A 13,897-nucleotide genomic window follows, 5' to 3' on the forward strand; every position below is an offset into this window, starting at 1 on the left:
AAAGGTCGACACGGAGAGCCTAGGGCGGCGCGATTGGAATCCGGTTGGCTTCGGAGGCCGAAATGCGCCTGTGAGGGTTGTGTACGCATATCTCGGGTTCCGCGTACACAACCCTCACAGGATGTGAATCAGGCCTCCGTCTGCCCCAGGGTCACCTGCACGGAGCGTTCCGCGCCGGACGGATCGGCGTAGGTCACGGTGACGTTGTCGCCGGGCGCCTTGGACCGGATCGCCGCGACGAGCGCTTCGGGACCGTCGATCGGCTGGTTGTCGACCTTGGTGATCACGGCGCCCTTGTCCAGGCCGGCCGCCGCGGCGGGACCGCCGGCGACAACACCCGCCACGGCCGCGCCCTGGGCGTTGTTGTTGGTGGCCAGCTTGACGCCAAGCGAGGCGTGCTGCACGGTGCCGGTCGAAATCAGTTGGTCGGCAATGCGCTTGGCCTGGTCGACCGGGATGGCGAAGCCGAGACCGATCGAACCGGGCTGGGCGCCACCGGAATCCGGGCCGCCACCGAGCGACGCGATCGCCGAGTTCACACCGATCAGGTTGCCGTTCATGTCGACCAGCGCACCACCGGAGTTGCCGGGGTTGATCGCGGCGTCGGTCTGGATGGCGCTCATCACCGACTGCTGCCCGGTCTGCTCGTCACCGGTACTCACCGGACGGTTCAGCGAGCTGATGATGCCGGTGGTGACGGTGCCCTGCAGACCCAGCGGCGAGCCGATCGCGACGACGTTCTGCCCGACGCGCAGGTCCTTGGACGATCCGATGCTGATCGGGGTCAGGTTGGACACGCCCTGCGCCTTGACGACCGCGATGTCGTCAGCCGGATCGGCGCCGACCACGGTGAACGGCACGGAGCGGCCGTCGGACAGGGTGACGGTGGCCTTGAGGCCCTGGCTGACTCGGCCCGACGGAGCGGTAGCGGGACCGCCCTGGCTCGGGTCTTGAGCGTCGGGACCGTCCAGTGGACCGCCGGGGAGCTGGCCGAACGGGGACATGCCACGCGGCAGGCCGCCGCCGGGAAGGGATTGAGCCGGCATCGAATCCTGGCCGCCCGCGGCCTGGTTGGCTGCGGCTACGACGTGGTTGTTGGTCAGGATGAGCCCGTCGGCGCTGAGGATGATGCCCGAGCCTTCTTCACTCTGCTGGCCGGACTGGATCTGCAGTTTCACCACGCTCGGCAGCACCTTGGCGGACACCGACTCAACGGACCCGGCCGGCGCCGCCGCGGCCGGCGCGGCCGGCGCCGCCGGTATCGGCTGCGAGTGATTTCCGAGCGCAGCGGTGATCGGCGCCCTGGCGTTGGGGGCGGTGTTGCCGTAGTGGTCGACCACGGCCACGGTGCCGGCAGCACCGGCTGCCATGGCCACGGCGGCGATCCCGAACGCCATCAGTCCGGACCGTGACCGCTTGGCCGGCCGCGGCGGGACGGGCGCGCCGTAATACTGCGGGTTCTGCTGCCCGTACGGTGTCCGCAGCGGCTGGGTGTGCGCGTCGGATACGTGGGGGCGCTGGTACCGGTCCTGGCTCCACTGGACGATTTTTTCCTGGTCAGCCGCGTACTGGCGGGACCAGACGTGTTGGTTGTCCGGCTGATCTGTCGGGTGTCTCATTGGCGTTGGCTACTTTCTCGAAACGTCGGTAAGACAGGCGCATTCGCGCTGGATGTCTCCACGGTGCCGTCGTCAACTGAGGCCCTGCTGAGAAAGTGTTCGGGACAATCCAAGACTTTTCAGATCACAGAAAGTGTCAACGTGAGCCGGCGGCACGGATCCAGGTCAAAGTGTTGCCCCGCCCGACGTAGCTCAGCTGCAGCTGCGTGTCGGTCACCTTCAGCGGCACGTAGTAGGCGTCAAAGGCCGGCGCTGGACTGTTCCAGTGCAGCCACAACACGCATATGGAGTCATCGGGTAGCTGACCGGAGCCCGGTGTCTGGCCGATGGGTCGCACGCTCCAGGTGCCCGACTCGTCGCCGACTCCGCGGGACCGCAGGGCGCCGTCCAGCGTCAGCGTCGTGGTGGCCGGGTCATTCGGGCTGGTCCAGTCGCCGACGAACTGTTGCGTTGTGAAACCGGCGCACGCTGCGTCGGCGCGGGAAGTCGACGTCGCCATCGTCGTCGCGGTGGTCGTCGCGGTGGTGGTCGCGGTGGTGGTCGTCGGCTGCCCGGTGCCTGTGGTGCAGGCGCTCACCGTCGCGGCCAGGACCGCGACCGTCATCCGTACCGGTGCGGGGTGACTCATGGGTTCAGCGTATGGCGCACCTGGTCCGGCGGCCGCGTAGTTGATCGCAATTCCGTGAATCCCGGCTGAACTTCAGCCCTGATTCCGGTGTCGGGCTCGCGAGACGGACCGTGCTGGGTCACGATCGACGGGTGCGTGCCACCCGACTGACCGCCGCCGGTGAAATCCCGGACACGGGCATCCCTGACGACCTGTCGTCGACCATGACCATCGCCGAGCAATACGACTGGCACCGGCAGTACCTGCGTCGGCACCGCGTATCGCGACGGAATTTCCTGCGTGGATCGGCGGCCGCCGCAGCGGTGGCGGCCCTGGGCCTGGCGCCGTTCGGGCGCCGCGCGTACGCGCAGGATGCGCCACTGAGCGTCGCGAACCGTCGGGTCGGCTTTGGCGGTGACGCCGCCAAGCAGCTGAGGCTGGCCGCGCAGCTGTCGCGTAACCCCGGCGGCACCAAGGTGTTCGTCGACCACGGACCCACCGATCAGCTGGGCGCGACCGTGGAGGCCGAGGTACGTAACCTCGTCACCCAGATTCCCACCAGCGACCGCGGTGTCCTGGCAGCTGAACAGTTCTATGCTCACGTTCCGGTCGACGGGTTGCCCGCCGGCACCGCGCACTTCTACCGGTGGCGCACCGAGGACGGATTCGTCAGCGACGTGCGGTCGGCCAGGACGGCAATGCCAAGTGCGCGAAAGGCGTTGGCGCCGTTCCGATTCACCATGATGGGCGATCAGGGCACTGATGACACCCCGCGCCAGCCGCCCGGGCTCAAGCGCGGCGACTACGACGACAGCTACTACAAGCCGGACAACGAGCCCGACGTCCCGCACACCGCCAACGTGTTCAACCAGATCGTCGCGTCCAACCCCGAATTCCACCTGCTGGCCGGGGATATCGCCTACGCCGATCCGTCGGGCGGCGGCAAGCCGTTGTCGTTCGTGCCGTTCGGAGGCAAGGTCGCCAACGGTTTCGACAAGTACAACCCGTTCGTCTGGGACGTCTACCTGGGTTCGATCGAGGCCAGCGCGGCCAGCACGCCGTGGATGTTCGCGACCGGCAACCACGACATGGAGGCCGCGTATCCGAGCGATGGATACGGCGGCCACCTGGCGCGCATGGACTTTCCGGACAACGGCCCGGCGGCCTGCCCATCGGTGTATTCGTTCACGTACGGCAATGTCGCGGTGCTATCGCTCGACGCCAACGACGTCAGCTTCGAAATCCGTTCCAACACCGGCTATTCCGACGGTACCCAGAACTCCTGGGTCGAGCGCACCTTGGCGGCTTACCGGGCCGATCCCAACATCGACTTCGTTGTCTGCTTCTTCCACCACTGCGCCTACTCGACCACCGACTCGCATGCCAGCGACGGCGGCGTGCGGGCGGCCTGGTGCGAGTTGTTCGACCGCTACCAGGTCGATCTGGTGCTGCAGGGACACAACCACGTCTACGAACGCACCGACCCGATTCGCGCCGACCGCCCCACCAAGGCTGCCGGCGACAACTCCATCGTGGAGCCCGAAACCGACGGCACCGTCTACTACACGGTGGGTTGCGCGGGCCGGCCGCGTTACGGCTTCCAGCCGGGTGAGCCGGAAAGCTACCGCGGCCACGAGGTTCCCGACACGTTCGTGCCGAACAGCTATGTCTGGACCGCCGAAGGGAAGAAGAAGGCGGAGGCGGTCGGCTGGTCGCGGGTGCGTTTCCGTAACTACGCCTTCATCCGGGTCGACGTCAGGCCCGGGCAGCTGCTCAGCGAAATGGACGTGACCGCAGTCGACGAACACGGTCGGGAATTCGACAAAGTCACCTATCGCCGCAGGGTGCGCGCATAGCCCACCCCTGGCAGCGGAGGCGGCCGCCTCTTATGGTTAGCCGGTGGATGGGACACCGTTCGGCCGCTACCGGCTGATTGAGCTGCTCGGCCGCGGCGGCATGGGTGAGGTCTGGAAGGCCTACGACACCACCATGAAGCGGGTCGTCGCGATGAAGGTGTTGCCCCCGACGTTCGCGGACGACGAGCAGTACCAAGTGCGTTTCCGCAGGGAGGCCCACGCCGCAGCCGGTCTGGACGAGCCACACATCGTGCCGATCCACGATTTCGGTGAGATCGACGACCGGCTCTTCGTGACGATGCGGCTGATCGACGGCAAGACCGTCCAGCAGTTGTTGGCCGACGGCCCGCTGGCGCCCGACCGCGCTGTCTCGATCATCGAGCAGATCGCCGCCGCGCTCGGCGCCGCGCATGGTGTCGGTCTGGTACACCGCGACGTCAAACCCGCGAACATCCTCGTCACCCCAGACGATTTCGCGTACCTCATCGACTTCGGTATCGCGCGCGCCGCCGGCGAGACCAAGCTGACGCACACCGGCGCCACCATCGGCACCGTCGCGTACATGGCGCCCGAGCGCTTCACCAGTGATCGGTGCGACGCCCGGTCCGACATCTATGCGCTGACCTGCGTGCTGCACGAATGTCTCACCGGGGCACCGCCGTTTCCTGGCGACAGCATGGAGCGGCAGATCACCAGCCACCTCTACTCAGATCCGCCGCGGCCTTCGGCGATGCGGCCGGGGATTTCACCGCAGATGGATCACGTCATCGCGTGCGGCATGGCCAAGGATCCCGAAAAGCGTTATGCGACAACCAAGGATCTGGCCCTCGCCGCCCGGGCCGCGCTGATCGCGCCGCTGCAGTCCGGTCAGCCGGCAGCGCCCCCGGCGTGGACCGCCCCACCAGGGCCCTATCCCCCGACGGGATCCGAGGCCTACCCCGCGCATGCGCACACGCAGTACGCCAATGCGGGCCCGAGTGCGCCCGGTTCCGCCCAGTGGTCGCCACAGATGACGAATGGTCAACCGGCACAATCGTGGTGGCGCAACTCGACTGTCGTGATCGTCGCGGCGTTGGTCACGGCGATCGTTCTCGGTGGTGCCGTCATCGGCTACGTGATGTGGTCCGACAGCGGCTCGACCGAGCAGCCCATGGCCTCGGATCAGCCCAGCGCACAGCAATTTCCGTCGATGCCCACCGGCACGGTCGGAACAGGCGGGTACCCGAGCGGTGACATGTCGACGCCCGCCTCTACCGCGGCGTCGACGCCGCCGAGTCAGCTGCAGACCGCCGACGGCCTGACCAACCTCATTGGGACCATCAAGGCGAAGTTCGGCGACACCATGGGGTTCAAGCTCGTGATTTATCCCGATTACGCGATCATGGACCGGGTCTCTCCCACGAACAAGCACGTCGACCAGAGCTTCATGTACCGCGGCGGAAGCTGGAGCAAGTGGGGCTCGGACACCAGCACCAGCTCGTTCGATGTGCTGGCGGACCTCGGTGCGATCAACGAGCAGGCGGTGGCCGCCACGCTGGCCGGCGCGCCGCCGCAACTGGGCGCCGAGCCCGGGACGTCGACCTACCTGATCATCGAGGGTGAAGAGGGTGGCGACTTGGGCCTGTCGATTCACTCCACCGCGCCAGGGACCGGATACATGCAGGTCAACCCCGACGGGACCGTCAAGGAGATCTACCCACCGTAACGGGCCGCGCTCCCGCCCCACAGTAACGGAGCAATCGCTCTGTTACGGTGGGCCGGTGCCCCGGCCTCGTGTCTACGATCTCGATGCGGTGCTCGACGCTGCCGAATCGCTGGCTGTCGAGGCCGGGCCGGCCGGTGTCACCACCCGTTCGGTGGCCGCCGCGGCCGGGATCTCGAACGGCGCGATCTACCACAACTTCGGCTCGCGCACCGAACTCGTCGCCCGCACCTGGCTGCGGGCCGCACGCCGATTCCTCGCCGTACAAACCGAATTGGTCGATGCCGCCCTGGCCGGCGCGGCCGCCGACCCCGTGGACGCCGTCGTCGCTGCCGCGCAGGCGCCCGCGGTGTTCTACGAACGACAGCGCCAGTCGGCCCAACTGGTGTGGCGGGTGCAGCGCGACCAGTTGCTCGGCCCTGACCTACCCGCGTCCTTGGCGGCCGAACTCAACGACCTCGACCGTCAGCTGATCGAGCTGATGGTGCGGCTGTCGTCGCACCTATGGGACCGGCGCGACGGCGCCGCGGTCGACGCCGTCACCGTCTGCATCGTCGATCTACCGACCGCAATCATCCTGTCCCGCAACAGAATCAGTAACAAATGGGCCCGTGATCGGCTGACCGCAGCCGTCCGCGCCGTCCTTGCCGAGGAACCCACCCCAACCAGGAGGAAACAATCATGACCATCACCGTCACCTACCAGGACAAGATCGCCATCCTGAATCTCGGCGACGACGAGAACCGTTTTTCGCTCGGTTTCCTCGACGACATCAACGGCGCCCTCGACGATCTCGTCGCCGGTGGCGCCCAGGGTCTGGTCACCACCGGCGCCGGCAAGTTCTACTCCAACGGGCTGGACCTCGACTGGCTGATGGCACACGGTGACCAGATGCAGTCGTACGTCGGACGGGTGCACGCGTTGTTCGCGCGCGTGCTGACCCTGCCCATCCCCACGGCCGCCGCGGTCAACGGGCACGCCTTCGGCGCCGGTGCGATGCTCGCGATGGCCCACGACTACCGGACCATGCGTGCCGACCGCGGGTTCTTCTGTTTCCCCGAGGTCGACATCCGGATTCCGTTCACGCCGGGCATGGCGGCACTGATCCAGGCCAAGTTGACACCGCAGGCGGCGATCGCGTCGATGACCACCGGCCGGCGCTTCGGCGGTGACGACGCCGCGAAGTACGGACTGGTGGAGGTCGCGGCGGCCGAGGTCGCGGTGGTGCCTGCCGCGGTGGAGCTCGTGATGCCGGTGGCCGGCAAGGATTCGGCGACCATGGCCGCCATCAAGGAGACGATGTTCGGCCCGGCGGTGGCGGCGCTGCGCGCCGAGTAGAGCGCGAACGCCCCGGGCAGCTCGCTGCCGGGTCCGATGGGCAGCTCGCTGCCGGATCCGATGGGCAGCTCGCTGCCGCGGCCTGATAGGCATAAGAGCGTGGGACAGAACGAGCGCAAGAAGATCGTGATGACCGACGACGAGATCGTCGAGTTCATCGATCGCAGCCGGACCGCGACCATGGCCACCGTCCTGGCTGACGGCCGGCCACACCTGGTCGCCATGTGGTACGCCGTGCTCGACGGCGAAATCTGGTTCGAGACCAAGGCCAAGTCGCAGAAGGCCCTCAACCTGCGCCGGAACCCCACCATCACGGTGATGATCGAGGACGGTGACACGTACGGCACCCTCCGCGGCGTCTCGATCGACGGCACCGCCGAGATCGTCGAGGACGCCGACGCCTGCCTGCGCGTGGGCATCAGCGTGTGGGAGCGCTACACGGGCCCCTACACCGACGAGATGCGCCCGTTCGTCGACCAGATGATGAACAACCGCATCGCGGTGCGCGTGGTGCCGTCGCGGATGCGCAGCTGGGACCACCGCAAGCTCGGTATGCCCGACATGCCGATCAGCGGCTCGACCGCGCAGTACCTGAACCAGGAGTGATCTCGGCGCGCTCCGTATCACTCTCCGATACGGAGCGCGCCCAAATCACTCAGGCCGGATCGACCAGTGGCGCGTACTCGGGGTGCTTGGCGATGTACCCGCTGACCATCGAGCACTGCGGGACGATGCGTAGCCCTGCGGCTCGCGTTGCGTCGAGTGCCTCGGCGACCAGGATCGACGCCAGCCCACGGCCCCCGTATTCGGACTGAACTTCGGTGTGCGGGAAGACGCGTCGGCCGTCCCGGTCGAAGTAATCGATCAGGCCGACGGTCTTGCCGTCGACGGCGATGGTGAATCGCCCGTCTTCGGCGGTGACAATGGCGGGCGCTCCGGTTTTGTCGGTGGTGCTCATAGTGGCCATAGAAGTCACGGTAGTCCGCTTGGATAACCGCTGCCCGCGCTGCCGCCCCCTCAAACGGCAGCGTGGGCAGCGGGTACTACGCGACTTCGAGGAAGATGCGGCGCTGACGGCGAACCGGGTAGCCGTTGGCTTCTGCCAGGGACCGCAGCTGCTTCAGCGCGAACGTCCGGCCGCGGCCCTCTTCGGCGGGGATGACGATGCCGGCCCAGAGGCCTTCGGCGCGGGGCAGTTCGACGGCGTCGCGCGCACAGGCCCAACGCCGCGGGCACTGCCGGCAGAGGCTCTTGGCTTCCTCGCTGGCGATCGTCGTCCATTGCTCCGGGCTCCGGGTGCACTCACCGAGCGGCAGGCCGTCCATGGCAATTGCGGTCATCGGGGTACTCCTTAGCTGTTGCGCTGCGACTGTTCCGTCGCGGTTGAGAGGAATCTATAGCACCGGACCGGAGTAACGCAACAGTTAAACCGTAGCGTTTGATATATCGGCAGGTCAGCGCGCTGCAAGGCCGCAGAAATCATCCGAATGGTCCGGAATAACATTGGTGAAAGGCGCCGTTTGGACAGGGTGTACGGTCTAACTGAAGCGCTTGGAGCCACGCCGATACGGTTCAGTGACCGTCAACGCAATAGTTATGCGGGACCGAACCGGCTAAGCTGTATCGGTCTGCTGGTGGCGCTCCGGATTTCGTGTTGAGCGCGGGTTGTAATGGGATGGGAGGTGGCCCCGGGTGCCGAACATCGATCCCGATGACGTCACCGAATACATCGCCCTGCCCGCCGTCGATCCCGGGATGGAGCGCGCTGGTGCGGCTGCCGCAGCCCGGCGTCGCGAACTCGACATCAGTCAGCGCAGTCTGGCGGCCGACGGCATCATCAACGCCGGCGCACTCATCTCCTTCGAGAAAGGCCGCAGCTGGCCGAGGGAGAGGACACGGCTGCGCCTCGAAGAAGTACTGCAGTGGCCGCCGGGAACCATCGCCCGGATCCGCAGCGGCGAGCCGGTCCCCACCCAGGCCCAGGTGGCGCTTCAGTCACCCGGCGCGCCCGCGCCGTCGTTGTCCAACGCGGGTGAGGTTCCGCTGATTGCCCAGGCCGTCGTCGCCGCGGTGAACACTTTGGGTGCCACGGCCGATGCGCTGCCGGCGATAGAAGACTCGGAATTCACGCCGTGGGTCACGCAAATCCTGTCTGACCTGCGGCAGCTCGAAGCCGTCGCGGCCAGCGCCGCTCGGCTGGGTCCGGTGTCACCGCCGCTCATCAAGGCACTGGGCCTGGTCCGCGCCCGCATCGACGAACTGACGCTGCTCGGCGCCAAGGCGCCGACCGCGACTCTGGGGCAGCGGCTGTACGCCGCTCGCCGGGGTGCCAACCTGACCATCCAGGAGACGGCCCTCGCGGCCGGCGTGCCCGAGGCCGTCGTGGTCGGCGCCGAAGCCGAAGCGGCAGTATCCGATGAGGACAAGCAGCTCGTCGAAAAGCTACTCGTGCAGCTGGTCTGAACGCGGCGTCAGGACCGCTCGCGGTGCCGGTCGTCGCTGGTTGGGAAGTTCGCGGCCAGCGCGGCAGCGATCTCGATGAACTTGCGTCGCGTAGCCGGCGCCATCTCGCGGGTACCGGCGATGACGCCGCCCGGCCGCAGGTGCCCGTCGAAGGGAACCTCGACAACGGCTTGACCCTGCCCGGCGAACTGCTGAGCCAGGACCGAGCGGGTGCGCTTGTCGGCATGGCCGTCGGAATCGTTGAGTACCACCACGGTTCGCTGCAGCAGGCCGTTGAGGCCGTGCGTCGCCAGCCAATCCAGCGTCTGTCCGGCGGCCCCGGCGCCGTCGACCCACGGGGACGACACCACGATGAGCGCGTCCAGATCCCGCAGCACCTCCTGAGTGACGGGACTGTCCATCGTGGAGCTGCAATCGATGATCGAGATGGTGAAGTGGCGGTCCAATCGGGAGGCCGCCTCCCGGTAGACGGCGGGATCGAGCACCCGGCGCCGCGCCGGGCTCGCCTCACCGGCCAGCACGAACAGCCCGGCTGCATTGCTGCCCACGCGGTTGCGGATGTCGGCGAAACTCTCGAGATGCTGGTCCGAGGCCAGCTCCCAGTACGAGCTCAGCGCCTTCGGATCGACCCGGCTGCCGAGCTTGCCGAACGCGGTATCGGCGTCGACGGCCACCACCCGGTCTTCCTGTCGGAGTTCGGCGAACAGCGACCCGAGCGAGGCGGACACCGTCGTCTTGCCGACGCCGCCCTTACCCATGACGCCGACCTTGTAGTGGCCCGACAGAGTCGATCGAATCCGGTTGATCCGCTGGGCCTCCTGGATCTCGTCGGGTGACGGACCGAGGTTGACCAGGCCGAACGTCGCTTTGAAGAGCGTCTTGCGCCAGCCGCGACCGGGCTCGGGCTTGCGGGGCCGCAGCAGGTCGTCCCGGCGGATGGCGTCGGCGTACGACACCGGTGCCGCGAACTGACCCTGTGGACCGTGCGGCCACGGCTGATACGGCGCCGGCCCGGGTGGAATGGGGCCGGGCTGCGGTGGGTAGCCGGTCCGGCGTTGCAGCGGTTCGGTGTGCTGCATGCCCGCACTGTTGGGCCCGGCCGGATTCACGCGTGGCCAGGCCGGTGGCGTGTCCACGGGATGTCCGGCAAAAGCGCTGTCCGGGGGGCCCGGCTGCGGTTCGAAGTGGTCAGTCACCGAATACGCGCTTTCTCTCCTCGGTTCGCTCGACGCAGGTGCCAAGACGCGGATGCCACCCCAGTATCGACCACACCGGCGCCGGCGGCGGGATCACCGGGCCGAATTGCGCCGGCACCCGTTCGGTGGCCGGTTCGGCATTAACGTGCGGGGTTGCGTCGATGTGCTTGTCCGCCAGTGTATTTCGGCGCAGCGCGCGTGTGTTGGGCCGGTGGGCGCCGTCGGCGAATTGGTGCGGATCCGGCCGCGACCCGCTGGTAGGCTCGATGCGGGTTGTGGGGAAGCGCTGTGGGGGTGGTGTGGGGCCGCCCGTGCAGGTCAGATGCCGTGACTCGCGTAGGAGTTTGGCCATCGGCCTGCCGCCCGTGAGGTGGCGTACCAAGATGGTCACGGAGGACAGCGATGCCCGGCGCCTGGCGGCGGGAACAGGGGGTGGAGCCGAGATGCAGTGGGTGGACACATGCACCGGGCGTGATGCCGGGTCGTCTGGGTCGACGATGCCGTCGGGGCAGTGGTCGTGACCGGCCCTTATACCGCGGCGAGCACCGCCTCGGGTGGCATCGATGACGTGGTGGCCGTCGAGGTCACCATCGACGGCATGCTGGTCATCGCCGACAAGCTCGGTCTCATGGATTTCCCGACGAGCCTCGGCATCCGGCCGAACATCCCCCAGTTGGACCTGCGGGACATCGTATACGCATGTAGCACGAATTCATACTAGTGGTGCGTAGTGGGGGCTCTGTGCGCTTTCTGTGCCTGCCGGGAGTGACCCCGAACGATGCGCATCAGGCGTCGAGGTCCTGCGCCACCAGGTCAGCGACCACGGCGAGGGCGGTCTCGTCGTCGGATGCCACGGTCACCTGGGCTCCGTTGCCGGCCCCGAGCGTCATGATCATGAGCGCCGAACCCGCGTCCACGGGTTCACCGTCGTCGACCGCCAGGGTCACTTGTGCACCCGAGTTGACGACGGCTTCGGAGATGACGGCGGCCGGCCGGGCGTGCAGGCCAATGGCGGATCCGACGGTGACGGTCTTGCTGGGCATGGTTTCTCCTTCTGGGGTGGGGTTGGTTGTTGGTCGGGAGTCGTTCAGCGGCCTGCCGGCTGCAGAGCCTCGGTGGTGTCGACCGCGGGGAGCGCCCTACCGGCGCTCTTGGCGGCGATGACTGCCAGGGCGCTGCAGACGGCCCCGACGAGGACGGCCACCACGAACCAGATGAGGTGGTCGATGGCGAAGAAGACGAAGATGCCGCCGTGCGGAGCCTTGGAGGTCACGTCGAATGTCATCACCAGAGCGCCGGTGACGGCGCCACCGAACATCATCGACGGGATGACCCGCAGCGGGTCGGCCGCGGCGAACGGAATGGCACCTTCGGTGATGAAGCAAGCACCGAGAAGCCAAGCGGCACGGCCGTTTTCGCGCTCGGGTTCGGTGAACAGCCGGGGCCGGACGGTCGAGGCCAGCGCCATGGCCAGCGGCGGCACCATCCCAGCAGCCATGACAGCAGCCATGATCCGCAGTGACGCGGCATCACTCATGTTCAGGCCCGCCGCGGCGAAGGCGTAGGCCGCCTTGTTGACCGGGCCGCCCAGGTCGAAGCACATCATCAAGCCGAGGATGACGCCCAGCAGGATCAGTGAGCTGCCGGACATGCTGCCGAGCCAGTGGGTCAGGCCTGCGGTGACGGCGGCCAGTGGGCGGCCCAGCAACAGGAACATGGACAGGCCGACGATCAGCGAGGCGCCGAGTGGGATCACCACCACGGGCATGAGGCCGCGGAACCACCGCGGCACTTTGAAAGAGCCGATCCACAGGGCGGCGAACCCGGCGATCAGACCGCCGACGATGCCGCCGATGAACCCGCCGCCGACGGTGACGGCCACCGCGCCTGCCGTGAATCCCGGTGCGATGCCGGGCCGGTCGGCGATGGCGAACGAGATGTACCCCGCGAGCGCCGGCACGAGGAATCCGAAGGCCAGCCCACCCAGAGTGAACAGCACCGCACCGAGGTACTGCATCAGTCCACCGGCGGGCAGGTTGGTCAGCGAGTTGGTGGTCGCGATGATGTGCGCGAGTGAATCCGATTGTCCGGCCGGCTTGTTGGCAATCTCGTAGCCCGCGAACAGGAAGCCCAGCGCGATCAGCAGGCCGCCCGCCGCCACGAACGGGATCATGTAGCTGACACCGGTCAGCAGGATCTGGCGCAGTCGCGTGCCCCAGCCCAACCCGCCGCGGGTGTCGGTGGGGGCAGGGGCCGTGGTCTCCCCTTGCACACGGGCGGCTTGCGGATCCTTGGCCGCGGCAACGGCTTCGGCGATCATGGTGTCAGGTTCGTTGATGGCTCGCTTCACGCCGGAGGCGATGACGGGCTTGCCGGCGAACCGCGCCTTGTCCTTGACCCCGACGTCGGTGGCGAAGATGACGGCATCAGCCGCAGCGATGGTCTCCGCCGACAGCGGGGTGGAACCGGACGACCCCTGGGTTTCGACATTGAAGGTCACCCCAGCGCGGTCCGCGGCGAGTTTCAGTGCGTCGGCGGCCATGTAGGTGTGGGCAATACCGGTGGGACAGGCGGTGATTGCGATGATGGCGGTTGTCGGCGTGGGTTCGGCAGTGGGGGCCGAGGCTGCCGGAGCCGGAGCCGGAGATGCGGGTACCGGGCCGACGACGTCTTCGACGAGCGCGACCACTTCATCGGCAGTGCCCGCGGCACGCAACTGTTCGACGAAGTCCTTGCGCACGAGGGCCCGCGCCAGGCTGGACAGCAGCTTCATGTGCTCGGTGCCACCGGATTCGGGTGCCGCGATCAGGAACGCGAGGTCGGCGGGCCCGTCGGGGGCGCCGAACGGGACGGCGGGCGCCAGACGGGCGAAGCCGATGGTCGGCTCGTCGACATGGGGCGACCGGCAATGCGGGATCGCGATGCCGCCGGGAAGTCCGGTGGCGGACTGGGATTCGCGTGCCAGCGCGGCCTCCACGAGTCCATCTCCGTTGGTGGCACGGCCCGTTGCGGCCATCCGGGCGGCCAGCAGTTCGATCACGTTCTGCTTGTCGGGACCGGCGTCGACGTCGAGTGCGACCAGATCCGAGGTGATGATCGGCATGGAAGTTCCTTTG

Annotated in this window: 14 protein-coding genes and 1 pseudogene; 7 read left to right on the forward strand and 8 right to left on the reverse strand. The window is 67.6% G+C overall.

Translation table 11 applies throughout. From position 1 onward, the window contains the following. Window positions 1–128: 128 nt before the first annotated feature. Both AC3WTE_RS08550 and AC3WTE_RS08555 read right to left on the reverse strand, forming a co-directional pair. Window positions 129–1,397, reverse strand: coding sequence for a S1C family serine protease (locus AC3WTE_RS08550; protein ID WP_492437336.1), 1,269 nt, complete (start codon window positions 1,395–1,397; stop codon window positions 129–131). Between the two features lie 358 nt (window positions 1,398–1,755). After that, window positions 1,756–2,247: a hypothetical protein gene (locus AC3WTE_RS08555; RefSeq protein WP_492436945.1), complete on the reverse strand. Its 492-nt coding sequence runs from the start codon at window positions 2,245–2,247 to the stop codon at window positions 1,756–1,758. A 203-nt stretch (window positions 2,248–2,450) separates the two neighbouring features. On the opposite strand from AC3WTE_RS08555, the gene AC3WTE_RS08560 reads away from it, so the two are divergent. From AC3WTE_RS08560 to AC3WTE_RS08580, 5 genes are all read left to right on the forward strand, one after another. Then, a complete protein-coding gene (locus tag AC3WTE_RS08560) occupies window positions 2,451–4,082 on the forward strand; it encodes a metallophosphoesterase (RefSeq protein WP_492437337.1) in 1,632 nt (543 codons plus the stop codon). Between the two features lie 43 nt (window positions 4,083–4,125). After that, window positions 4,126–5,787 (forward strand): serine/threonine-protein kinase, encoded by a 1,662-nt coding sequence (locus tag AC3WTE_RS08565; RefSeq protein ID WP_492436947.1) that lies wholly within the window; start codon window positions 4,126–4,128, stop codon window positions 5,785–5,787. 55 nt (window positions 5,788–5,842) lie between these two features. Then, a complete protein-coding gene (locus tag AC3WTE_RS08570) occupies window positions 5,843–6,469 on the forward strand; it encodes a TetR family transcriptional regulator (RefSeq protein WP_492436949.1) in 627 nt (208 codons plus the stop codon). Beyond that, on the forward strand, window positions 6,466–7,122 hold the full coding sequence (locus tag AC3WTE_RS08575; RefSeq protein ID WP_492436950.1) for an enoyl-CoA hydratase-related protein: 657 nt from the start codon (window positions 6,466–6,468) through the stop codon (window positions 7,120–7,122). Before AC3WTE_RS08570 ends, AC3WTE_RS08575 begins: the two co-directional genes overlap by 4 nt. A 99-nt stretch (window positions 7,123–7,221) precedes the next feature. Next, entirely contained in the window at window positions 7,222–7,728 is a 507-nt protein-coding gene (locus tag AC3WTE_RS08580) for a pyridoxamine 5'-phosphate oxidase family protein (protein ID WP_492436952.1), read from the forward strand. Between the two features lie 49 nt (window positions 7,729–7,777). Here the strand turns inward: AC3WTE_RS08580 and AC3WTE_RS08585 are convergent, their stop codons facing one another. Continuing rightward, the gene (locus AC3WTE_RS08585) at window positions 7,778–8,089 is read right to left on the reverse strand and encodes a GNAT family N-acetyltransferase (protein WP_492436954.1); all 312 of its coding nucleotides are present in this window, start codon (window positions 8,087–8,089) and stop codon (window positions 7,778–7,780) included. Between the two features lie 76 nt (window positions 8,090–8,165). Then, a complete protein-coding gene (locus AC3WTE_RS08590; protein WP_029104857.1) occupies window positions 8,166–8,462 on the reverse strand; it encodes a WhiB family transcriptional regulator in 297 nt (98 codons plus the stop codon). Between the two features lie 415 nt (window positions 8,463–8,877). On the opposite strand from AC3WTE_RS08590, the gene AC3WTE_RS08595 reads away from it, so the two are divergent. Then, window positions 8,878–9,585: a transcriptional regulator gene (locus tag AC3WTE_RS08595; protein WP_492437338.1), complete on the forward strand. Its 708-nt coding sequence runs from the start codon at window positions 8,878–8,880 to the stop codon at window positions 9,583–9,585. Window positions 9,586–9,593: 8 nt separating this feature from the next. Here AC3WTE_RS08595 and AC3WTE_RS08600 read toward each other — a convergent pair whose 3' ends face one another. After that, the gene (locus AC3WTE_RS08600; protein ID WP_492436957.1) at window positions 9,594–10,781 is read right to left on the reverse strand and encodes a MinD/ParA family ATP-binding protein; all 1,188 of its coding nucleotides are present in this window, start codon (window positions 10,779–10,781) and stop codon (window positions 9,594–9,596) included. Continuing rightward, window positions 10,774–11,172 carry a hypothetical protein gene (locus AC3WTE_RS08605; protein ID WP_492436959.1) on the reverse strand — a complete coding sequence of 133 codons (399 nt, stop codon included), beginning with the start codon at window positions 11,170–11,172 and terminating at the stop codon, window positions 10,774–10,776. Before AC3WTE_RS08605 ends, AC3WTE_RS08600 begins: the two co-directional genes overlap by 8 nt. Window positions 11,173–11,340: 168 nt before the next feature. Between AC3WTE_RS08605 and AC3WTE_RS08610 the strand changes: the two are divergent. Beyond that, window positions 11,341–11,478, forward strand: a pseudogene (locus AC3WTE_RS08610) (ESX secretion-associated protein EspG); the annotation flags it as partial. Between the two features lie 88 nt (window positions 11,479–11,566). On the opposite strand, the gene AC3WTE_RS08615 reads toward AC3WTE_RS08610, so the two are convergent. Beyond that, the gene (locus AC3WTE_RS08615) at window positions 11,567–11,824 is read right to left on the reverse strand and encodes an HPr family phosphocarrier protein (RefSeq protein WP_155900347.1); all 258 of its coding nucleotides are present in this window, start codon (window positions 11,822–11,824) and stop codon (window positions 11,567–11,569) included. Between the two features lie 44 nt (window positions 11,825–11,868). Further along, on the reverse strand, window positions 11,869–13,884 hold the full coding sequence (locus AC3WTE_RS08620; RefSeq protein ID WP_492436961.1) for a PTS fructose transporter subunit IIABC: 2,016 nt from the start codon (window positions 13,882–13,884) through the stop codon (window positions 11,869–11,871). Window positions 13,885–13,897 lie beyond the last annotated feature (13 nt).

The sequence above is a fragment of the Mycobacterium sp. FW102-FHT13B02 genome (assembly GCF_058790275.1).

Bases quoted from the DNA above. Each gene is read 5' to 3' on its own strand.
- AC3WTE_RS08550 (WP_492437336.1), bottom strand. From the start codon at position 1,397: ATGGCGTTCGGGATCGCCGCCGTGGCCATGGCAGCCGGTGCTGCCGGC.
- AC3WTE_RS08555 (WP_492436945.1), bottom strand. From the start codon at position 2,247: ATGAGTCACCCCGCACCGGTACGGATGACGGTCGCGGTCCTGGCCGCG.
- AC3WTE_RS08560 (WP_492437337.1), top strand. From the start codon at position 2,451: ATGACCATCGCCGAGCAATACGACTGGCACCGGCAGTACCTGCGTCGG.
- AC3WTE_RS08575 (WP_492436950.1), top strand. From the start codon at position 6,466: ATGACCATCACCGTCACCTACCAGGACAAGATCGCCATCCTGAATCTC.
- AC3WTE_RS08585 (WP_492436954.1), bottom strand. From the start codon at position 8,089: ATGGCCACTATGAGCACCACCGACAAAACCGGAGCGCCCGCCATTGTC.
- AC3WTE_RS08590 (WP_029104857.1), bottom strand. From the start codon at position 8,462: ATGACCGCAATTGCCATGGACGGCCTGCCGCTCGGTGAGTGCACCCGG.
- AC3WTE_RS08595 (WP_492437338.1), top strand. From the start codon at position 8,878: ATGGAGCGCGCTGGTGCGGCTGCCGCAGCCCGGCGTCGCGAACTCGAC.
- AC3WTE_RS08615 (WP_155900347.1), bottom strand. From the start codon at position 11,824: ATGCCCAGCAAGACCGTCACCGTCGGATCCGCCATTGGCCTGCACGCC.
- AC3WTE_RS08620 (WP_492436961.1), bottom strand. From the start codon at position 13,884: ATGCCGATCATCACCTCGGATCTGGTCGCACTCGACGTCGACGCCGGT.